This window comes from Colwellia sp. 75C3 (assembly GCF_002836255.1).
GTDB lineage: Bacteria > Pseudomonadota > Gammaproteobacteria > Enterobacterales > Alteromonadaceae > Colwellia.
On record NZ_PJAU01000048.1, the window covers coordinates 164,637 to 186,255 of the forward strand.

Consider the following 21,619-nt stretch of genomic DNA (forward strand, 5'->3'; position numbering starts at 1 on the left):
TAAAACAGCAAACGGCATTAGCTAGTAAATTGATTCGCTCAAGCTAACTAATGCCGATAATCTTCTACTCGTTTCTTAAGGCTTTCATTGGCCTAGCTTTAATAATCTTTTGCATAGGTCTGATACTGGCATATATTGCAATGCTAGTGCTTATGAATATAGCAGGTAGTGCGAAGCTAATATCAAAGGTTAACCAAGGGCTTAAGCTTTCCTTAAATTGATTATAAATTACTAGCGTAATAATATTTGCCAGAACCACGCCAATTAATAAAGGTACTATGGCATCTTTAATAAGCAATTTATAGAGCCTCGCTTTTTTAGCGCCAAGGGCCATACGAATACCAAACTCAAAGCGACGTAAACCTAAGTTATAACTTAGCACCCCATAAATACCAACACTAGCGAGTAGTAGAGTAAAAGCGGCAAGTATATAGCTTAAATATAAGGTGATAATATCCATGTAAATGATCTGTTCAAACACTGTCTCAAGTGAGCGAAATTCCCATATGTTAAAGCGAGCATCTTCTTTGCGGAGAATTAATAATACCTTTTCTTGATCGAGGGTATAACCGGGTTTAGTTTCAACAATTAAGTTGTAGCTAAAGGCTTGGTTAGGCCACCAAATATGTCTGCCTTTATCCTGATCAAAAAAGTTAGGGTGATTAAAGTTTTCGGTAATACCCACAATTTCATTTTTTGGATTATGACCATCATAGACTTTGCCTAGTACATCGCCAGTTGGATCTAAAAGAAAAGCCAAGCTTTGGGTAACCATTACTTCATTTTTTTCACCACGTAGCGCTTCATCACTAAAGGTACGCCCTTTAAGTATTTTTAGACCCGTATGTTCGAAGTAATCACTGCCTACCCAGACTTGTGGTACAAAGTCGGTCGCCTTACCATCCATATCAGTTAAGTTGGATTTGGTAATTCGAAGTGCGACAGGGCTTCTGCCACTTGATACTTTTTCAACTTGAGGCAGTTGTTCAAATGCTCTTTTAATCCTTTGGTTTTTATCAAAGCGCTCAGGTACTGAAAGCACGTCATTTTCACCACGAATAAAAGCGATAAAAGAATACATGTTATCAACTTTACTGCCCATTGGACGGTCGAGTGTTTGATGGGTTTTTGTTAGTGCTAAACAAGCAAAGATGATTAACAAACTCGCAAAGGTCATTTGTGTGGTGATGAGTATTTTTACTGTACGAGCTGAAACTTGGTTAACGCTACCTTTACCACTTGATTGTAATTGGTTTTTTAACGCTTTGTAATCAACTAAACGTGAGGTGACTAGGGCAAATAGATAGGCTAAAAATAAGCTTAATGCGATAGCAACGGCTAATAAATTAACGTCAATAGTAAGTGATTGTACTAAAGGTAATTTACCCATGGCGAGGTGTTTAAATAACTTTATGCCCCAAGCAGATAAAAACAGCGCTATGGCAACCGAAGAACTCATCAATAGTAGCGTTTGAGTTAAAATAGCACTAAATAATAAACGACGTTTTGCGCCCAATACCGCTTGTAGTGCCAAGGTTTTATGTTGCGCTAAAGCACGTGAGAAAAATAAATTACAGACATTTACTACTGCGATAAGTAAAAGGCCTAAAGTGCCAGCCAATAAGAATAAGCTTAAATGCCCTTTATCACCTAACTCGACTGTTCTATAAGGGGTAACAAGCGGTCTAAAATCAATGGATGTTTCGTAACCTTCAAGCCACTCGGCACGAATATCTTCAATACGATCATCAAGATCTTGCAATATACTTGCTTTACTCGTGCCCACTTTTGCAGTGCCCACTAATTTTAATGACTTATAAGTATTGTCCCATGGGTTGTCAAACTCGCCATTATTAAAGAAGCGTTGATCAGATCCAAAGTGCAACCAAATATCTGTTTTGCCACTATAGAACATATATGGCGCTTCAAATGACTTGGCTACAACACCAATAACTGTAAATGAACGTTCACCGTCATTAATTGTTTTACCAATAATATCCGGGGTACGGTCAAAGTATTTTTGCCAAAAACTTTCTGATATAACAACATTATCTGATGCTTGTTCTAAAGGCAGGTCATCAGCAAAGCTTTGGCCTAATAACATCGGCACTTTAAATAAGTCAAAATAGTCAGGCATGGCAAACGTAGCCACAACCTTAGGCTCACCTGGTAGGCTAGTTAATATCATATTATTAGGGCTTACGGGGGTAAGCTTGTCAAAGCTACTTTGGGTTTTATACCAATGAATAATAGCTTTATAACTTTGATAACCGCTGTGAGTACCTGCTGGCGTATCGACTTCTTGCTCAACGACATAGAGTTTTTGTTCATCTAATACGTTGAGTGGTTTTAAAAAGTAAGTATTTACTAAGGAAAAAACCACAAACAAGGTTGCCAGTGTTAGTGACATGGTAACCATAACCGAGGCAACAAAGCCGGGGGCATTTTTTAGTGACCTAAATGCAAGGTTAAATTGTGTTTTAGTTTTGATAAAAGCATTCATAATTACACCACGGCTTGTTCAGGTAGGTGAGTGATAACATCTTCATTGCTTGGTGTGTTTTCTTGGGCGTGTGAAAAATGAATAACTTTGCCATCAAGTAATTGAATTTGTTTCGTGGCATGACCTGCATATCTAACATCATGGGTGACCATGCAAATAGTCGTTCCCTGTTTATTCAGATTGTTAAGTATATCCATCACCGCATCGCCATTTTTCGAATCTAGGTTACCTGTAGGCTCATCGACTAATAATATACTTGGCTGACCAGCAAGTGCTCTAGCGATTGCGACACGTTGCTGTTGACCGCCAGAAAGCTGATTTGGTCTGTGGCTTTTTCTATGTTCCATTTCTACTTGAGTCAATGCTTGCATTACTCTTTGCTCAATTTCCACTTTGGTTAACGTCTCTTCTCGGTAGGTTAGTGGTAAGGCAACATTGTCGAAGATACTTAGTTCATCAATTAGATTAAAGGATTGAAAAACAAAACCTATATGTAGGTTTCTTAATTCGGCTTGTTGATCCATTGATAAGTTATGTGTATCAACATTTTCGATCCGGTACTCACCACTACTTGGTGAATCTAATAAACCTAATAGTGATAGTAATGTTGATTTTCCACAGCCTGACGGCCCGCTGATAGATAAGTAATCACCGGCCATAATATCTAGGCTAATATCAGTCAGAGCTTTAATTTCGATATTAGATGAATGATAAACTTTCGAAATATTATTTAATGAAATTATTGGCTTTTGTTTAGTTTTTTCTACTGCTTTTATAGGGCTTGTTGTATTGTTCATTATCATTCCTTTATTGATTTATAAGTAATTTTTGTTGCGTTATCGGCCATTGAGACATATCTGAAACAATGAGTTTGTCACCACGCTGAACTCCACTAAGCACCTCAATTTGATTACCCGAAAGTGTACCAAATTTTATTAAGGTTAGTTGCGCGCTTTGAGTATCGCTGCTTAGTTGGTAGATGTTTTGTTCTTTAAAGTCGTAAACGTTGTTAGGTTGTTCCACATAAAGGGTATTACTGATTTCTTTAACGTGAATTTTTCCTTCTACCGTTAAGTCTGGACGGGCATTTGCAGGTAATTTACCTGTTAAATCTAACTCAATCATGACTCGACCGTCGGTAACTACAGGGTCAATTCTTAGCACTGTCGCCGTTATAGTCTTACCTGAGGTTTGAATAGAGGCTGACATACCTATCGCTATTTGGTCTGCTTGGTTCTGCTGTACGCGTAATTGTGCGACTAACTTTTTGTCAGAGCCAACCATCGCCAACTGAGTACCGGGTGATAAGCTTTGACCAATCTCAACAGGCATTGTTTGCAGTACGCCATCAAGACCAGCACGAACGGTTAGTCGATCAAAACGTTTTTTGATCATAGTAAAGTTGTGTTTGTATTGGGTAATAAGGTCTTCGCCTATTTTTGTACGCTCAATTTGCATTGCTTTTAAGTGTTCTTGTCTGACTCTTTGAATAGCAACTCTTTGCTTTAATTGACGCACAGCTAATTGGCTACGTTTAAAATCAAGTGCGCTAACAATACCTTTATCAATTAATTGTTGCTCAGCTTCTGCTCTTAACTGCGCATTTTCTAATTCACTGTTCAATAAGGCTATTTGTGCATCGTGCTCTAAAAGTTCACTCTTATGGGCTATAATTTGCTGGTTAAACTCTGCATTTTGTCGTGCTAACTCTAATCTTGCATTGATCACTGCTTGTTCAAGTTGCGGATCAGAGAGCGTCATTATGATGCTCTCTTTACTGACTTTAGCGCCAGGATAGAGTGAAATACTTTCGACAATAGCTTGAGTTTGACTGGTTAATAAACGTTGATATTTTGCTTTTAAACGACCATAACCGGCGACGTTGACTTTAAAGTCACCTTGTTTTACTTCTCCAATGCGCAGAGTCGTCAACTCCAACTGAGGTTCACTGTTAAGTGACGCAGCTCCCCAGAGTAGTAATATTGTTATTAATAAAATGAAGATTACCAATAGGCTTTTTTTATTAATGCCTTGCGGTTTTTTTTGTAGTGTAGTCGTTAGGTCCATGCTGTGGCCTTTTCAATAATATTAGAAATAAGTTGTTATGGCGTAGTAAATAGCTAGAAGCATGCCAAAGTGTTAATTGTTGATTTTTATGGGGTTTTACTTTTTGTTGATGTGTTGATTTCCCTCAGAAGGGAATCGAGAATTAAAAGTGGGAATGAAATTTCTGGGTATCAAGGTCTATATTTAAAATGAGCTAAACTTGATAGAATGGTTATCAGAGTAAAGGGGGGTGGTTTGGATGTATAAAAAATTAGTGAAATTAGCTTTGTTAGTGCTTTTATTTCAGCCGAATTACAGTCTCGCTAAAAGCTTTAAAGTTGTTTTTTTAAATCCAGGCTTTCCAGAAGAAAACACTACCGGTAATTTTTGGGTACATGTCACTCAATTTATGGATGCCGCTGCTGCAGATTTAGATATTGAGCTAGTCACTGTATATGCTTATCGCAATCATATTTTAATGAAGTCGCTGGTTGAAAAAATAGCAAAACACCAGCCTAAATATGTTGTTTTAGTTAATGAAAAGGGCATAGCGTTAAATATTATTAAGCAACTCGCGAGTCGCGATATAGCAAGCTTTATGCTGTTGAATAATTTAAATGATAAAGATTTAGCATTGTTGTCAGTTAAAGAAAAATATTTATTAAAAGGCAGTGTAATTCCCAATAATTATAACGCAGGAAAAAAGCTACTCAATGGTTTGATTGCACTCTATAGCTCGAAGAATAAATCACAGAAGCATAATGCCAATGCTGAGCAATTGATCAATGTACTCGCCATGCAAGGTGACTACACTACTCCTGCATCCCTTGATCGAGAGCGAGGGTTATTAGATGTTATAAAAGCTAATAAAAGCGTACAACTTGTTGATAGCACTGTTGCTAACTGGTCTAAGAAACAAAGCTATGAAAAAGTAAAAGGTATTTTGCAACAAGCTAAGATTGATATCATTTGGACGGCTAACGATTCGATGGCTTTTGGGGCTAAAAAAGCACTGTTAGCGGCTAATATTGATCATCCAATTATCATCGGTGGTATTAATTGGGATGTAGACGATATGCATTACCCGGTGAATTTATCGTTTGGTGGGCATGTAGCGTTAGGTGCAAAGTCTTTAGCTATGCTCAAAGATATTGATAGTAACAGTCTTACTATTGATAAAAGGCACCAAGTGATTGACATATTTGAGTCGAGTTTAAGTCCACATTATATTAATTTCACTGATAGATTAAGTCATAAAAAGCTAGATTCTTATGATTTTTCACGATTTAGTCTGTCATCTTCAATGCCATTAACTTTCACCGTAGAAAATCTGGCTAAAGCCTTCAATCCCCTAACGGTGAATAAAAATTAACGCTGTCTAAATATTGTTATAGCAATAAATTAGCTAATCACAGCTAATTATCTGATTACTCCGTGTTTCATCATAACCATCATTATTGATATCAGTGGTTGCGTAAAATCTTCCTGACCGTGCTACCACAATAGCCCTCGATTTCTCTTCATGTCCTTTCGGGCAATAGCGTAATGTGCCATTGCTTAAACCAAATAAATGGCCAGTTGCCTGATACGTTATTTTGGTTCTATTGGTCGCGTATTTTAGTATATCACCCGAGATTACAGGGCTTTTTGTTGCTATGAGTAGTTCACCTTCAGCGCTATCAAATTGCTGATTGCCATTGTTATCTATAAATACACTAAGCTGCTCATGCCAATTTACCGAGCATGCACCATTATCTGCTATTGGGCAGATAATGACGTTACTTTCGCTATTAATAGAGTGATTTCGTGCGGTGAGTAATAACCGGCCAAGACGCGAAATCTCATTGTCGACCCGTAATCGAACTATAAAGTCGTTAAAACTAGGCACTGCTATTGTACTGAGTATGGAGGTAATTCCTATACCGACCATTAGTTCAATTAGGGTCATGCCTCGGCATAGCTGTATCTTATATTGCTTTTGGGGGTTATCAGAAGTAGAGGTTATCGTCGTTTTTTGGGTGTAGTAATCCGGCTGAGTATGATGCATAAAAAATCCATTTTTATTAACTGCCCTGTTATTCAGTTATAGATAATAAAAATGGATTTTGCTAAGTATTAACAGCGCTTCAATAGGTGTTTAAGCGTAAATAGTTGGTATCGCTTGTCTTTTATGCTGAGTTTTTTTATAGATATTTATTATATGTTCGCTAACTGCTGTAGTAACTTGTTTACCTTCTAAGAAGTTATCTAGTTGATCGTAACTAATGCCTAAGGCATCTTCATCAGTCTTACCGGGTTCAAGCTCTTCTAAATCAGCAGTAGGTGCTTTGTCGACTAAAATACTGGGCGCACCAAGTGCATTAGCAAGTGATCGAACTTGTCTTTTTGATAAACCAAAAAGTGGTGCTAAATCGCAAGCGCCATCACCCCATTTAGTGAAGAATCCCGTGATATTTTCTGCGCTATGATCTGTACCCATCACTAAAGCGCCAATAATTCCAGCAATATGATACTGACTTACCATACGTGTTCGCGCTTTAACATTACCTTTAGAAAAATCAATTTGGCCATCACTCGCCGTTAAGATTTGGGCTTTGCTCATTGCTTGTAAAACTTCATGATGAATGCCATCAGCAGCAGCTAATACATTAGTGGTTAAACAGTGACTAGGTTGAATAAAGTCTAAAGCTTGTTGAGCGTCATCTTCATCTGCTTGAATACCATAAGGCAAACGTACTGCAATAAACTGATATTTAGTACTATGTTCATTATCATCCTGTTGCTCATTGAGCTCATTAATAGCAAGTTGAGCTAATCGACCACAAGTTGAAGAGTCAACGCCACCGCTTATGCCCAACACTAAATTGTTTAGTCCTGATTGCACTAATTGTTTTTTGATAAAGGCAACACGGCGGTTTATTTCAAATTGAACATCAATTTCAGGTAAAACTTTCATTTCGGCAATAATGGTTTGCTGATCCATGAGACTTCCTAGCAAGGCTTGAGTGAAAAGTAAGGTGTTTTCACTAGTTTAACAAAATTAAAAGCCAATTGGATATTGCTAAATCGCAATAAACGCGCTGTAATATATTTATTATGCAAATCCATACAACTTTAACTGATGAGCAACGCAGATGAAAAAAATTGAAGCGATTATTAAGCCATTTAAAATGGACGATGTAAGAGAAGCCCTTGGCGAAATTGGTGTAACAGGCATGACTGTTTCTGAGGTAAAAGGTTTTGGTCGTCAAAAAGGTCATACTGAACTGTATCGTGGCGCCGAGTATATGGTCGATTTCTTGCCTAAAGTGAAATTAGAAATTGTTATTGCTAAAGAAGATGTCGAGCGCTGTGTTAATGCTATTTTAGAAACGGCACAAACCGGTAAAATCGGCGACGGTAAAATTTTTATTACTGATGTAGAACGCGTTATCCGTATCAGAACAGGTGAAGAGAACCGAGAAGCTATTTAATAAACTCTCGCGTTTTTGTACACATACAGCAGCGGCCCAACATTGCTTGAAGTCGTTGTTCATTTATTATTTTAGTTACCTATCTTCATAAATTACTAATGCTCTATTATCGTCTACTCCCCCTTACTTATTCATCATCTACTTCGCTCTTTTTTTCGATATAAATAAGAGCATAAATGTAGCTAAAGCCACCTAAAAGTGTCGGTTTATTTTACACTTTTAAGTTTTTGGTTTTTACCTGTGCTGTTAAGTGGTTGATAAGTGGTCTTTATTGTACTTTGGTGCAGTTTATGCAGCTTTTTTAATAACGAATTTTTTATGTTGAATAAATCAAAGCAGTTTAATGGTTGTTCAATTACACGAGGAAACGTTATGAAATATTTAAATCAACTAAAAACAGTCTTAGTGCTATTAATCTATAGTGCTACAGCTACTGCGGGTTATGTCTGTGATGAATGGGATGATCTTAGCACTGTTACTCTTACTTCCATGGCCTTAGTGACAGCCCCTACTGAAGTTATAGATTTAACGTCATTTAGTGGAGCGGCTACTGGTTACGGTGATGACGGACGTGAGGCTACTGAGTGTGCTGGTTTTTTTGATGGCAATGATATGAAAACCCCAGATGACCATAATATAGGTGAATGGGGAGATGGTTTTTTTAATGGTGAACTTCAAAATGCAAAAATCAGTCCTAGTAATACAGATATTTTGTTGAATCCAGATAACATGTTATTTGACCCTTTATATTTAGATGGTATCCCAAACGTATCAGATAATATAGATGACCTAGGTGATGGCTTTAATGATGACCTTGTTTTTATTGGCCCTGATGATATACAAGACATAGGTGGTGATGGCATCTTCGATAAAGATGGCGAAGTCATTGAGAGTACTGGCCAAGATGATCCTGGTTGGGTTTTTTTAGGGCGTACAAATGATGCGGGTAATGATTTTGATTATGCTGATACCGGCATAGGTTTATTTGATGAAAATGATAATTCTCTGCAATTGAATATTGGAGAGCTTATCACAATTGATTTTGGTTGCGATGTTAATAATGATACGACTACAGATGTTAACATCATCAATAATGATGGTTGTAATCAATGGTCGTTGTCGCCTATTGCATCAATAGCAGAAGACTTAGACCCTTTATTTGGCGATGGATTCTTTGATCATTTAGCTTTTGTTATTAAAGCGGGCGATGAATTTATAATTTACGACTTTAATTTTAATATAATAAAGGCTGAAATAGAGGGCATCACAGGATTAGATGTTGATTTAGAGGTACCTTATAATTTAGCTGGTACTTTTAATTGGCTCGGCACACATGCTATTTCTCATATATCAGTTTATGCACATGATCCTATTCTTGAGGATGGTCCTACTGTCATTTCTGAACCAAGAGCTAGCTTATTATTGCTGTTTGGTGTGATTCTGATATTACTGCGGTTGAAAAGCACTCGTGTAGCTTTATAGCCAATATAAGCACTATTTTATTATTGAAAACCATATCACTTGTAAGTATAAATAGTTGTAAAAATAGCTGACAGTTAAGTTTGATAGTACTGTATTAGCGTACAGACATAAAAAGCTAAATTACCGAGGTGATTTAGCTTTTTTAATTAAAATCAGTGCACTGAGAACCGATTTTTATAAATGAAAATTAGTTAACTAATTTATTGTTTGGGTAGTTAGCCGCAAGTACCTGCATTGCATTTTTCTGTAAATCTTTTAGTCCTAACTTATCGTAACACTCAATCATTATCTCAAGTGCTTGTTCAATCTCAGGGCTAGGCGCGAAATATTCAACAACATAACGTCCACGGTTTGCCGCTGAAGCATAAGCTTCACGTTTAATATAATATTTAGCGACTGCTATTTCATATTGTGCAAGACGAGACTTAATTGAAATCATTCGCTTACGTGAATCCGCAGCATATTTACTGTCTGGGAATTCAGTTATTATGCGCTTAAAATCATTGAAAGCACTACGTGAAGCTTCTGGATCTCGATCGGTACGGTCAATGCCGGCCATATCTTGAAACAAGTTTTCTTCGGTAGATATATTGATAAGTGCACGCATGTAATAAACATAATCAATATTTGAGTTATTCGGATTTAGACGTAAAAACCTATCAGTTAAGGCTATACCTTGCGCCGCATTACCGCTTTTATAGTAAGCATAAATTAAATCAAGCTGAACTTGGTGAGATATAGGACCGAATGGAAAGCGTGAATCAATAGCTCCCAATATTTGAATAGCTTTTTGATACAAGCCATTATCAAGTGCGGACCTAGCATCAACAAACAAAGATTGTGCTGATTTATCAGGAACTTTCTCTATGTCATCTTCAGAGGATGAACAACCCGTTAGCGCTAATGCTGCTACGGTTAAAATAATTTTTACTGTCAATTTTGCCATGAAATTTATTATCGCTACTTTGTTTTAATTAAAATAAATATCAAACCACCACGTAAACGGGTAAAATGTTTCTATATTTAAGAATATGCATTCTACCCTAGCAATCTTACCTTGCACAGTGCAAATGTAATTTGATTATTTCGCTAGGTTTAAACCAGTTAAAAGAGAATTTAATGTCAGAAATCATTCAACATAAAGATATAGTGCCTGAGTCATGTTTAGGTAAACGGTTTGACCAGACAATAGCGATAATGTTTCCTGATTATTCACGATCACGGTTAAAAGATTGGATCGTAGCCGGACAAGTCAGAGTAGATGGAAAAGTTTTAATCATTCCTCGTGAGAAAATGTATGGCGGCGAAGAGATTGAAATCAATGCAACCGTTGAAGCAGAAATACGTTTTGAAGCACAAAATATCCCGTTAAATATTGTTTATGAAGATGAATATATTTTAGTGATAAATAAACCGGTAGGTTTAGTTGTTCATCCTGGTGCTGGTAATCCAGATGGAACTTTGCTCAATGCTTTGTTACATCACTACCCGCAACTCGCTGTAGTGCCTCGTGCAGGTATTGTTCATCGTCTTGATAAAGATACTACGGGATTGATGGTAGTAGCAAAAACTATTCCAGCGCAAACTAACTTGGTTGAAGCTTTACAGTTACGTGAGATCACGCGTGAATATGAAGCGGTAGCAAACGGTGTAATGACTGCTGGCGGTTTAGTTGATGAGCCTATTGGTCGTCATTCTACTAAACGTACGCAAATGGCGGTTTCTTTTATTGGCCGACCTTCAGTAACACATTACCGAGTGATGGAAAAATATCGTTTACATACACGTTTACGCTTACGTTTAGAGACAGGTAGAACACACCAAATTCGTGTTCATATGTCTCATATAACGCATCCATTAGTAGGTGACCCTGTTTATGGCGGCCGTCCTCGTCCACCAAAAAACTCAACCGAAGCGTTATTATTGAAGTTACGTGGCTTTAAACGCCAAGCGTTGCACGCAGCAATGTTATCTTTGTTTCATCCTATAACGGGAGAAGAAATGACTTGGCATGCAGAATTACCTGAAGATTTTGTTGAGCTAATTGAATTGCTTCAAGAAGATACCAAGCTTAATGCCGAAGACGAATATTTATAATAATACCTTGGCTAATTTTACCAACGCTACTTTTGAGTTGGTAAAATGGCCACTTTATCCATCACATTCGCTCGATGATAAAGTCCTCGCTCTACAAACAACACGTTTTGCTCTTCAACAAGTACAACTATTTCCCCTAAATGCTCAAAAACCAGCTATTTCATCACTTGACGTTGAAAAGTTAAACAGTGAAAAATCCCCTTTTAATCATTTTAATTTAGGTTTACATGTCGGCGATAACGCTGATCACGTTATTTATAATCGAAACGAGCTAAAACACTTTATTCGCCAACAGTTAGCAACGGCTTCATCTATTTCAGCTAAAAAAATAACTGAAGAAGTAAATATTCAGTGGCTAGAACAGGTTCACGGTAATGCGGTCGTGACAGTTACTGATGTAGATGAACAAGCTATAATTGCTGATGCTAGTATCACACAGCATAAAAATATTGCTTTAGCAATAATGACAGCCGACTGCTTACCGATATTACTAAGTCATAAATCTGGCGATGAGATTGCTGCAATACATGGTGGTTGGCGACCGTTAGTGGCAAATATTATCGCTAGAACAATAGATAATATGCACAGTAAACCTGCTGATATTGTTGCCTGGCTTGGTCCGTGTATTGGTAAAGCGGCTTTTGAAGTGGGGGAGGAGGTTAAAGAAGCATTTACTCAACTTGACTTGGCTTTTAATAATGCTTTTTTAAAGCAAGAAAATGGCAAGTACCTAGCCGATTTACATCAAATAGCTAGACGACAACTAGAGTCTTTAGGTGTTACTGTCATTGCTAATCTTGAAGAATGTACTTACCAAGAAACTGATAAATATTATTCGTATCGAAAAGAGCAAATAACGGGACGTATGGCGAGTGTTATCTGTAGACGTTAATGCTTTAGTTATCTAATTAGCGTATTAACGCATCCGTTGTTGTTTTATATCAATCATATCTTATAAATTTCATTGAAAAATAATCTTTTAGCCTTATAACTTAAGTATGTGCTACAAGAAAAATTAAGAGATATAAAATGCGATTAGATCGTTTTACCCAGTCATTTCAAGAATCAATTGCCGATGCGCAATCACTTGCCCTTGGCAAAGATCATCAGTTTATCGAACCCGTTCATTTGATGATGGCGTTACTGAATCAGAACGGAAATTCCGTTATTGCGTTATTGAAAAGTGCCGGTGTTGATGTGCGCTCTTTGCGTCAGAAACTTGAAGAAGCGTTAAGTTCACTCGCCCAAGTTCAAGATAGCGCTGGCGATGTGCAATTATCAGCAGCCTCAGGTCGAATTTTAAACCTTTGCGATAAACATGCGCAAAAAATGTCAGATAAATTCATATCATCAGAAATGTTTTTACTCGCTGCTATCGATGATAAAGGCTCTTTAGGACAAATGCTTGCTGAATTGGGCGCAAATCAACAACGGATCAAGTCGGCAATCGATCATATTCGTGGTGGTCAAAATGTTGAAGAGCAAAATGCTGAAGATGTTCGCCAAGCGTTAAATAAATATACTGTTGATTTAACCGCACTTGCTGAGCAGGGTAAACTCGACCCGGTAATCGGCCGAGATGATGAAATCCGCCGCACGTTACAAGTATTACAACGACGTACTAAAAACAATCCTGTGCTAATAGGGCAACCTGGTGTCGGTAAAACTGCCATTGTTGAAGGTTTAGCTCAGCGTATCGTAAATAATGAAGTACCTGAAGGATTAAAAAACAAACGGGTATTATCACTGGACATGGGTAGTCTCGTTGCAGGCGCAAAATATCGAGGTGAGTTTGAAGAGCGTTTAAAAGCTGTTTTAAATGAATTGTCTAAAGAAGAAGGGCAAGTCATCCTATTTATTGATGAATTGCACACTATGGTAGGTGCAGGTAAGTCTGATGGTGCTATGGATGCTGGTAACATGTTAAAGCCAGCATTAGCGCGGGGGGATTTACATTGCGTGGGTGCCACTACGCTTGATGAATATCGAAAATACATTGAAAAAGATGCTGCACTTGAGCGACGTTTTCAAAAAGTGCTAGTCGAAGAGCCAAGCGTTGAAGATACCATTGCAATTTTACGTGGTTTAAAAGAGCGTTATGAATTGCATCATTCGGTAAATATTACCGATCCAGCTATTGTTGCAGCAGCAACATTATCTCATCGCTATATTAGTGATAGACAATTACCGGATAAAGCGATTGATCTTATCGATGAAGCGGCCTCAAGTATTCGTTTGCAAATGGATTCTAAACCAGAAGATCTCGATAGACTCGAACGTCGCTTAATTCAATTAAAGCTTGAGCAAAGGGCGTTAGAAAAAGATGAAGATGAGGCTACTATCAAGCGGTTAGCAATAATATCTCAACAAATTTCAGTAAAGCAGAAACGATATGATGAGTTAGATGAAGTTTGGACTACGGAAAAAGCAGCGCTTTATGGTGCACACACAATAAAAGAAGAACTTGAACAAGCGCGAATTGAGCTTGAAGCGGCAAGAAGGACAGGCGATTTAAATCGCATGTCCGAACTACAGTACGGACGATTACCTGAATTAGAGAAACAATTAGACTTAGCTAGCCAAGCTGAAATGCAAGAAATGACTTTATTAGCGAATAAAGTTACCGAAGTTGAAATCGCTGATGTTCTCAGTCGCGCTACCGGTATTCCTGTTGCAAAAATGTTGGAGCAAGAGCGTGATAAATTATTGCATATGGAAGATCACCTACACCTAAATGTAATTGGTCAACATGAGGCGGTAACGTCAGTGTCTAACGCTATTAGACGATCTCGTGCAGGTTTAAGTGATCCAAATCAACCCATAGGATCTTTTTTGTTCTTAGGGCCTACGGGCGTAGGTAAAACAGAATTAACTAAGGCGCTAGCAGAGTTTTTATTTGATTCACAAGATGCATTAATTCGTGTGGATATGTCTGAGTTTATGGAAAAACATTCCGTTGCACGGTTAGTCGGCGCACCTCCAGGTTATGTTGGCTACGAAGAGGGCGGTTATTTAACAGAAGCAGTACGTAGAAAACCTTACTCAGTAATATTGCTCGATGAAATAGAAAAAGCTCATCCCGATGTGTTTAATATTTTGCTACAAGTACTTGATGATGGAAGGTTAACTGATGGCCAAGGCCGCACAGTAGATTTTAAAAATACTGTAATTATTATGACTTCAAATATTGGCTCTGAGATTATTCAAGAATTTTCTGGCGATAGTCAGTATCAAGAAATGAAAGCGCAAGTAATGAACATATTAGGTCAACACTTTAAACCAGAGTTTATTAACCGAGTTGATGAGTCTGTGGTTTTCCATCCACTTGCTGCCGAACAAATTAAGCAAATTGCAAAAATACAAATTCAAGCCTTGGCGGATAGATTAGCAGAGCAAGAGCTAAATTTAGTACTAAATGAAGAGGCTCTATCGTTAATTTCTACTGTCGGCTTTGATCCGATATTTGGTGCAAGACCGTTAAAGCGGGCGATTCAGCAAGGTGTTGAAAATCCACTAGCACAAAAGATACTGGGCAATGAATTTGCTAAGGGCAATACAATTGAAGTGAGTGTTCTGGAAGGGCAGTTAGCCTTCACATCTAAATAACATTAAGGATAATTTGGAGAATAAGGCAAGTAATTATATTACATAGCTTTAATACTTAATTCTACTACTGCAATAAGTAGTAGAATTAAGCATATTTAATTCTACTACTACTTATTGCAGTAAAGGCCTTCGTGTTTTTTACTTAATGCTAGCTTGTCTGCTTTTTCAGCCGGGGTTAATGGACGACTACCTATAGTGCCATCATCCTTCTCTTCATTAACATGTATCTCATCTAACGAGTTTAACATTTTAATATTTAGTCGAGCGGCTTTACAGTTTTTTTCATAAGTTGCTTTATTTTTAGCGGTAGTATCATCCATCTGTTTTTCTTGATCTTCAACTTTTTTATCCGCGCTATCTTGATCCGCAATCATTTTCCGTTCTGCTTTAGATAATGCTTTATAAGATGAGATAGTACTAAATTCTTTATAGTCATCACTTTTTGGAAGATTTTGGCTAAAATGCACAACGTTATTTTTATCAACCCAACGATAAATGGCAATTTCTTTTGCATTTACACAGTTAACGATTGATGAGGTGAGTAGCGCCCCTGTTAACAGGGCGGCTGTGAAAGATAATTTTTTTATGCTCATAGAAAACCTTATTGATAACTTATTGATAACTTATAGGTAATAGTACAACGAATATCATTGCTAATATACCGAGTCCTGTAGACATAAGTAAGTATAGCTTTATTTTTAAGCCCATAAGCTAGCAAATTATTAATCTAATAACAAATGCTTAATATAACTAGCTTATTACAGTGAAGTGTCGGATTTTTTTACACTCAAGGCGAATGGTGTTAAATAATGGTAACCTTGATGTTACTCTTGTGGTATCCAATTGTAATATATGATTAATATTATTTGGGCGCGATTATTGCTTTATCTTAATTAATGTCGGTATTGGTTTAATGTGCATTTATATGCTTTTAAGCTTACCGCTATTAATACTATAAAAATAAAATAGCCATATTATAATTAGGAAGTAACATGTTAAATAAATTAGTTTTACGCGCTTTATTGTCGTTATCTTTAGCCTTTAGTTTTGCCGGTGCTGCGAATGCAACATTAATAAGCCAAGATATTCTTTTTGATTCTGCGCTTGATACAGTTGATGAGTATCAAGTTATAGGTAATATCACTATTAGCTTAGATACAATGGATGAGAATGGATATGTAGAAGCGGGTTGGGAATCATTCACTTTTTACGGTTTTGAAGCTGATAAGGATTTTGATTTGTTCTTTGCTGTAGTTGACATTACTAATATTACAGCAGGCATTGAATCACTTGATTTTGATGTTACTTTATTTACTGACCTTAGTTTTGGTGGTTATATTGATGCTTATGCTTTCGACCCTGTACTTGATAATATTACATATTCTTTCTTCAATAATGCTAATGCAGATTTATATGATGCAGGTACTTTAGCATTTGGGGCTGCAACAGTTGTTCCTACTCCTGCTACATTAATATTGTTTTTGACTGCTGTTGCTGGTTTAGCATCACGTCGTAAAAATAGCTAATTTTAAACCCCTATTATTAATTAACTTCACCTATTAATTAGGTGAGTTATTAAAATAATACAAAAAGGCTTTACTTAGGTAAGGCCTTTTTTATGCCTGTCATTTAGTCTTTATAAACAATAATGTTTAGAGCCTCGACTTACCCTTTGCTTATCGTGTCTTTATATATTTTATTGTAATGCTACGGAGTTTCAAACTAGCGTTAAGCACACTAAAGACGTCAGTATCATTTTATGTTAGTTGTATTACCTTAAATTTACCGCTGTCGTTAAGCGAGTTAGTCGCTTAACAATCATTATTATCGAAGGTGAGACTACTTAGCTATGTTGTGACAACTTGCTGTCACTTAGTACAGATTACTTCATATTAATATTCGCGTTGTTCACGCAGAGCTGCGGCTGCGTATAGTGAGGTTTCTGTATGCGCTAGTGGTAACGTAATAGAGAGTAGAAAGTATTATTGAGAAGGTTTACTTAAGCAAATTAATTGAGCTGTTGTAATAGTGAATATAGCCGAGAGGATAATGTAATAGGCTTTATACCAATTTGATTAAATTTCTTCCCTACTCAGAGCTACATTGATGAGCTTAGAACAAACAAAAATTATTAAACATAGTCATTCTATATTTAGTTACTTTTGTGACGTTATCAGTTTATCAATGAGCTCCCAAGGGCGAGTTTAAAAGGCTTATATGCAGCGTTATTGATTTCGAGAAGGGAATAACCATTCTCATCAATCAATGCCTTGCCTTTAAGCCTTTTAATTCTCGCTGAGTGGGAAAGAACTTAATCAACTTGGTATTACTACAAAAGTTAACGTTGAATCGTGTTTATAAATAACAATAAAAAACCCTCTTAAATTATCTCTAAGAGGGTTTTGTTTATATTACGGAGTAAGTCACTAAATTAGCGAGTTAGCCTTTAATATTGTGTTCAACTAGTTATTTAACTCAAGTACTGTAGTACCTTCAGCTTCACCATCGGCGTTGAAGTAAGTTACTGCACCCATATAAGTAGTGCCAGTAGGTAAACCTCTTGTCAAAATAGTGGTGTAGTTAAAGCGACCTGTAATTGCTCTACGGCTTGAAATAACACGAGTAGTGCTTTCAGCTTGGTCAGCAACCCAACCAACCATAGTGTAATCAGTTGCAGGAGCATCACCAGTTGAATAACCATGAATCATAGTTACATAAACATCACCAACGCTACTATCAGCAGCAGGCTCTGGATTTACTAAGATAACATTTTCATTTGAACCGTCGCTAGTTGATTTATCAACTTGAGTACAGCTCCATTTAACACAGTGGTAAACGTAAAGATCAAGGTCTGAGCCATCTTCTGCTACAAGTGAATCCGCTAAGCTAAAGCGTGCAACTTGAGTACCCGCTGGAATATGGAACAAGTGGTAGTTTGTACCAGCACCTAAAAATTCAAATGTTTGTGCAGGATCAGATTCTACCGTACCAGCAGTACCAAATGGTGCTACTAAACCAGCATGCTCAATACTTGTAGTACCAGAGTAAAGCATCTTAACAGGGAAGCGGTAACGACCACGTTTAAGATCACCAGATATTAATTCAGGTACTTCAATTTTAACAGTTGGTACCGCTTTAATTGCAAGTGGTAAACGTACTGAGTGACCAGCGTTATCTGTCCACGTGATAGCACCAAACTTCCATGCTTCAATTTCAGTTGTATCAGTTTTGCTAAACGTTAATGCAAAGCTAGCTTTGCCGCCTTCAGCTGCTACATCTAATGTTGAGTTAGGCGTTTCAGTACCTTCAGAATCGAAAGTTTGAACACTCACTTCAAAACCTGCTGGAGCTTCAATTGTTGCAGTATAAGAAGAACCTATTGGCGTTGCATTAGAAACTGTTCTAAATATTGTTTCAGGTGCTAATAACTCAGCGATTGCAATTGAAGGTAAGTTTAATTGACTCGCATCAGTACTGAAACCGTCAGTTGCTAACTCAGCACAAGTAGTATCGTAACCAGAAACAAATGCTTCTTTATCTTGGCCACAAAGGAATGCTAAGTAATCAGCAAGATTAGTATCAAATAATAGACCTGGATCTAACGCTGAAACTGGAGCTACATGACCAGAACCAAAATCATATGGGTCAGCTTGCGTAGTACCATCTTCTTTAGTTAAATCTTGACGAGCAGTTGTCATCATTGCAGATTTAATTTGTGCAGGAGTCCAAGAGCTATTTGACTCTTTAAACAGTGCTGCTAAACCAGCGATGTGAGGGCTAGACATTGAAGTACCTTGTAGGTATTTAAATGTTTCACCTTGTGTACCGAACATAGGAGCTGAAGTTGTTGCCGCTAATATTTTAACACCTGGAGCAGTGATATCAGGCTTGATAATGTCGTAAGTATTTAAGTTAGGACCACGTGAAGAGAATGAAGCGATCGTATTGCCTACTTCAATAGCTTCACCTGAAGCTGCGTTATCAGTGAAGATAACTGAAGTACTTTCAGCAAGTATACTCGCTGTAAGTGCTTGACCATCTTCAAATGATATCATTGAACCAGGAGTAACTACGGCAGGATCAGTTCCGCCCATAGAGAAAGCAGAAGTGCCTTCTGTGGTATAAACAATTACACCAATAGCTCCAGCATTTTGTGCATTCATGAATTTTTCAGTAAAAGCACATGCACCACGAGCGATTAAAGCAACTTTACCTGCTAAATCTGGACCATTAGTTAGAGGCGTTGTATCACAAGCTACAACTGGTTCAGCTAGAACTAATTCACCAGCAAGGTTAGCAGCTGCTGGAGCAAAGCCTGCAGGAACAGACATTAGTGAAGAACCAGCAAGAGCGCCAGTTGTAATATCAAGTGCTTTGCCGATGATTGTTGAAGTACCATTATAAGTCGATGCAGCTACACTTGTTACCCATGGAGCAGGAGTACCAACCGTTTCTTTATCTGGACCACTATTACCTGCAGATACTGCAACAAATACACCAGCAGCAGCAGCATTTAACATTGCAGCTGTTGATGGAATAGTTAAGTCAGTTTTACTACCACCAATTGAGTAGTTGATAACATCAACACCATCAGTTACTGCAGCATCAATTGCTGCCATAGTATCGCCATAGAAACAACCTGCTTCTTTAGCGCCTTCAGGAGTTTCATAATCGCTGTTCCAACAAGCTTTGTATGCAGCAATACGGGCACGAGGTGCAATACCAGAAACAGTTCCAGCAGATGCGCCAGAAAGTACAGCGGCAACACCCTCGTTACCACCCGCAGTACTTGCTGTATGACTACCATGACCATCCGCATCACGTGGAGAATCAAATTCACCTAAAGCGTATTGAATTTCATGTTGTGAGCTAAAACTATCACCAAAATAGCGAGCGCCAATTAATTTGTTATTACAAGTAAATTCTGCATCAGTACCTGTATCACAAGCGCCTTGCCAACCAAGATCGGCAGCAGGAGAATACGAGCCATCATCAGAAAAACTTGGGTTTTCAGGCCAGATACCAGTATCAATAATACCTATGATAACGCCTTCACCTTTAACGTTCATAGTGTGCTGACCACCAGGACCGGTTAAACCAAGGAATTCAGGGGTATTAGAAGTGTTAATAATCTCTAATCTATCTTCCCATACGCCAATAACGTCAGGGTGAGCTTCTAGTTGCTGTTTTTGCTTAGCATTCAGTTTAGCGGTGAAACCGTTGTAGGTATGTTTGAAAGAGTGCAGTATTTCAATTGAATCAATAGAGCCAGCAACTTGTTGCTGTTTGTTTTCCATTGCTCGAGTGTATGCCTTCATTGCAGGCGTATAAGCGTTGTAACGATTACCAGTATTAGCGACCAATTGATTACTAGGTAGCAGCTCACCAATATTTTGAGCTTGGGTAATTGCAGTATTTCCCTTTAACTGAACAATAAAGTTAGTTGTTTGTTTAGTAGTGTTTACTTCATTACCTACTGATTTGAATTTACTGATATCACCAGTAACTTCGTTAGCAACAGCAGCGTTAGACGCAACAGCTGTAAATGCTAATGTAATCAGACTCCCAATTATGGATTTCTTGAAATGCATGTTTATCTCCGATTTATTGTTATATCTTCGCTGTGTATATTTATTACACTTTCTTTATCTTCATTAGCAAAAGCTGAATGAAAAATAGCGAGTGATAACTATAAGCAATAATAGTGCCCTTGTTACATAGATGTTAATTATGTTGCGTTTTCTATGCGTTGTAGACAGATACGTAGTGCTTGGTAGGTTATGGTTGTGTTAATTATGTAAAGTTTTTTTACATAATTATCTGTTATAAGTGCAATAGTAGTCATAATTAACGGGTGTATATTGTATTCATTTTAGGTATCGTATTGTTAATTATAGAATAAAGCTGACTATCTATTGTTTGAATAGTTATGCGTCGATGTGTAAAAAAAGCTGACAGATATGCTTTGTTGTCGTTTTGTACATTATGTATGATTTACAATCGAACAAACGAAAATGTTAAATTAGTGCTTGTGCTAATACTGAAACTCTTTACAATGCGCTCCAGTTCCAAGGGGTTCACGCAAAATGAATCATCAACGAACTGTTTTGATATGTTATCTAGCTGGAATATCAGTAAATGACGTAAGTTAACATGAAGTTTTAAAATTTTTATAAATACTTTAAAATAAACGTTGACATCAAAAATCGGAAGCGTATTATACGCATCCTGCTTCGGGGCAACAGCAACGAGCAACACTGATTAACCACACGGTTTTCAGTATCGGTGAAGAGCGAATGCGACTCTCATCTACGTTTACTTACTCTATGTAATAAACGTTTTCTTTAACAATTAGTTATCATGCAATTTGTGTGAGCACTCACATTAATGTTGTTTTACATAGTTTTCCTTC

The 21,619-nt window shown here is 37.4% G+C and carries 15 protein-coding genes; 7 read left to right on the forward strand and 8 right to left on the reverse strand.

The genetic code is table 11. The features are described from left to right. Positions 1-64: 64 nt before the first annotated feature. Genes CXF85_RS11020 through CXF85_RS11030 form a run of 3 tightly spaced genes read right to left on the reverse strand, consistent with a single transcriptional unit; the run spans position 65 to position 4,570 of the window. Positions 65-2,503: an ABC transporter permease gene (locus CXF85_RS11020; protein ID WP_101228578.1), complete on the reverse strand. Its 2,439-nt coding sequence runs from the start codon at positions 2,501-2,503 to the stop codon at positions 65-67. Between the two features lie 2 nt (positions 2,504-2,505). Then, complete coding sequence (locus CXF85_RS11025; RefSeq protein WP_101228579.1) at positions 2,506-3,300, reverse strand: ABC transporter ATP-binding protein; 795 nt, start codon at positions 3,298-3,300, stop codon at positions 2,506-2,508. A 10-nt stretch (positions 3,301-3,310) separates the two neighbouring features. Next, the gene (locus tag CXF85_RS11030) at positions 3,311-4,570 is read right to left on the reverse strand and encodes an efflux RND transporter periplasmic adaptor subunit (RefSeq protein WP_101228580.1); all 1,260 of its coding nucleotides are present in this window, start codon (positions 4,568-4,570) and stop codon (positions 3,311-3,313) included. A gap of 238 nt (positions 4,571-4,808) precedes the next feature. Between CXF85_RS11030 and CXF85_RS11035 the strand changes: the two genes are divergently transcribed. Beyond that, positions 4,809-5,921, forward strand: coding sequence for an ABC transporter substrate-binding protein (locus tag CXF85_RS11035; RefSeq protein WP_101228581.1), 1,113 nt, complete (start codon positions 4,809-4,811; stop codon positions 5,919-5,921). Positions 5,922-5,954: 33 nt separating this feature from the next. On the opposite strand, the gene CXF85_RS11040 is transcribed toward CXF85_RS11035, so the two are convergent. After that, the gene (locus CXF85_RS11040; protein ID WP_101228582.1) at positions 5,955-6,596 is read right to left on the reverse strand and encodes a GspH/FimT family pseudopilin; all 642 of its coding nucleotides are present in this window, start codon (positions 6,594-6,596) and stop codon (positions 5,955-5,957) included. Positions 6,597-6,686: 90 nt separating this feature from the next. Further along, complete coding sequence (gene nadE, locus CXF85_RS11045) at positions 6,687-7,532, reverse strand: ammonia-dependent NAD(+) synthetase (RefSeq protein WP_101228583.1); 846 nt, start codon at positions 7,530-7,532, stop codon at positions 6,687-6,689. Positions 7,533-7,683: 151 nt separating this feature from the next. On the opposite strand from nadE, the gene glnB reads away from it, so the two are divergent. Next, positions 7,684-8,022 (forward strand): nitrogen regulatory protein P-II, encoded by a 339-nt coding sequence (glnB, locus tag CXF85_RS11050; protein WP_011044661.1) that lies wholly within the window; start codon positions 7,684-7,686, stop codon positions 8,020-8,022. Positions 8,023-8,394: 372 nt separating this feature from the next. Beyond that, positions 8,395-9,504 carry a hypothetical protein gene (locus CXF85_RS11055; protein WP_157829080.1) on the forward strand — a complete coding sequence of 370 codons (1,110 nt, stop codon included), beginning with the start codon at positions 8,395-8,397 and terminating at the stop codon, positions 9,502-9,504. A gap of 187 nt (positions 9,505-9,691) precedes the next feature. Here the strand turns inward: CXF85_RS11055 and CXF85_RS11060 are convergent, their stop codons facing one another. Then, a complete protein-coding gene (locus CXF85_RS11060) occupies positions 9,692-10,450 on the reverse strand; it encodes an outer membrane protein assembly factor BamD (protein ID WP_101228585.1) in 759 nt (252 codons plus the stop codon). 173 nt (positions 10,451-10,623) lie between these two features. Here CXF85_RS11060 and rluD point away from each other — a divergent pair, with 173 nt between their 5' ends. The 3 genes from rluD (at position 10,624) to clpB (ending at position 15,207) form a co-directional block, all read left to right on the forward strand. Beyond that, positions 10,624-11,601 carry a 23S rRNA pseudouridine(1911/1915/1917) synthase RluD gene (rluD, locus tag CXF85_RS11065; protein WP_101228586.1) on the forward strand — a complete coding sequence of 326 codons (978 nt, stop codon included), beginning with the start codon at positions 10,624-10,626 and terminating at the stop codon, positions 11,599-11,601. Next, on the forward strand, positions 11,579-12,493 hold the full coding sequence (pgeF, locus tag CXF85_RS11070) for a peptidoglycan editing factor PgeF (protein WP_101228587.1): 915 nt from the start codon (positions 11,579-11,581) through the stop codon (positions 12,491-12,493). The genes rluD and pgeF overlap by 23 nt, the downstream gene beginning before the upstream one ends. A 137-nt stretch (positions 12,494-12,630) precedes the next feature. After that, a complete protein-coding gene (gene clpB, locus CXF85_RS11075; protein WP_101228588.1) occupies positions 12,631-15,207 on the forward strand; it encodes an ATP-dependent chaperone ClpB in 2,577 nt (858 codons plus the stop codon). 107 nt (positions 15,208-15,314) lie between these two features. On the opposite strand, the gene CXF85_RS11080 is transcribed toward clpB, so the two are convergent. Continuing rightward, positions 15,315-15,800, reverse strand: coding sequence for a DUF4124 domain-containing protein (locus tag CXF85_RS11080; RefSeq protein WP_101228589.1), 486 nt, complete (start codon positions 15,798-15,800; stop codon positions 15,315-15,317). A 399-nt stretch (positions 15,801-16,199) separates the two neighbouring features. Between CXF85_RS11080 and CXF85_RS11085 the strand changes: the two genes are divergently transcribed. Next, positions 16,200-16,733, forward strand: coding sequence for a PEP-CTERM sorting domain-containing protein (locus tag CXF85_RS11085; protein WP_101228590.1), 534 nt, complete (start codon positions 16,200-16,202; stop codon positions 16,731-16,733). 936 nt (positions 16,734-17,669) lie between these two features. On the opposite strand, the gene CXF85_RS11090 is transcribed toward CXF85_RS11085, so the two are convergent. Further along, a complete protein-coding gene (locus CXF85_RS11090; RefSeq protein ID WP_101228591.1) occupies positions 17,670-20,798 on the reverse strand; it encodes a S8 family serine peptidase in 3,129 nt (1,042 codons plus the stop codon). Between the last annotated feature and the right edge of the window lie 821 nt (positions 20,799-21,619).

Coding starts and splice junctions, on each gene's coding strand:
- pgeF (WP_101228587.1), top strand. CDS start 11,579: ATGCCGAAGACGAATATTTATAATAATACCTTGGCTAATTTTACCAAC.
- CXF85_RS11060 (WP_101228585.1), bottom strand. CDS start 10,450: ATGGCAAAATTGACAGTAAAAATTATTTTAACCGTAGCAGCATTAGCG.
- CXF85_RS11040 (WP_101228582.1), bottom strand. CDS start 6,596: ATGCATCATACTCAGCCGGATTACTACACCCAAAAAACGACGATAACC.
- clpB (WP_101228588.1), top strand. CDS start 12,631: ATGCGATTAGATCGTTTTACCCAGTCATTTCAAGAATCAATTGCCGAT.
- CXF85_RS11080 (WP_101228589.1), bottom strand. CDS start 15,800: ATGAGCATAAAAAAATTATCTTTCACAGCCGCCCTGTTAACAGGGGCG.
- CXF85_RS11035 (WP_101228581.1), top strand. CDS start 4,809: ATGTATAAAAAATTAGTGAAATTAGCTTTGTTAGTGCTTTTATTTCAG.
- CXF85_RS11090 (WP_101228591.1), bottom strand. CDS start 20,798: ATGCATTTCAAGAAATCCATAATTGGGAGTCTGATTACATTAGCATTT.
- rluD (WP_101228586.1), top strand. CDS start 10,624: ATGTCAGAAATCATTCAACATAAAGATATAGTGCCTGAGTCATGTTTA.
- CXF85_RS11055 (WP_157829080.1), top strand. CDS start 8,395: ATGAAATATTTAAATCAACTAAAAACAGTCTTAGTGCTATTAATCTAT.
- CXF85_RS11025 (WP_101228579.1), bottom strand. CDS start 3,300: ATGAACAATACAACAAGCCCTATAAAAGCAGTAGAAAAAACTAAACAA.
- CXF85_RS11085 (WP_101228590.1), top strand. CDS start 16,200: ATGTTAAATAAATTAGTTTTACGCGCTTTATTGTCGTTATCTTTAGCC.
- CXF85_RS11030 (WP_101228580.1), bottom strand. CDS start 4,570: ATGGACCTAACGACTACACTACAAAAAAAACCGCAAGGCATTAATAAA.
- nadE (WP_101228583.1), bottom strand. CDS start 7,532: ATGGATCAGCAAACCATTATTGCCGAAATGAAAGTTTTACCTGAAATT.
- glnB (WP_011044661.1), top strand. CDS start 7,684: ATGAAAAAAATTGAAGCGATTATTAAGCCATTTAAAATGGACGATGTA.
- CXF85_RS11020 (WP_101228578.1), bottom strand. CDS start 2,503: ATGAATGCTTTTATCAAAACTAAAACACAATTTAACCTTGCATTTAGG.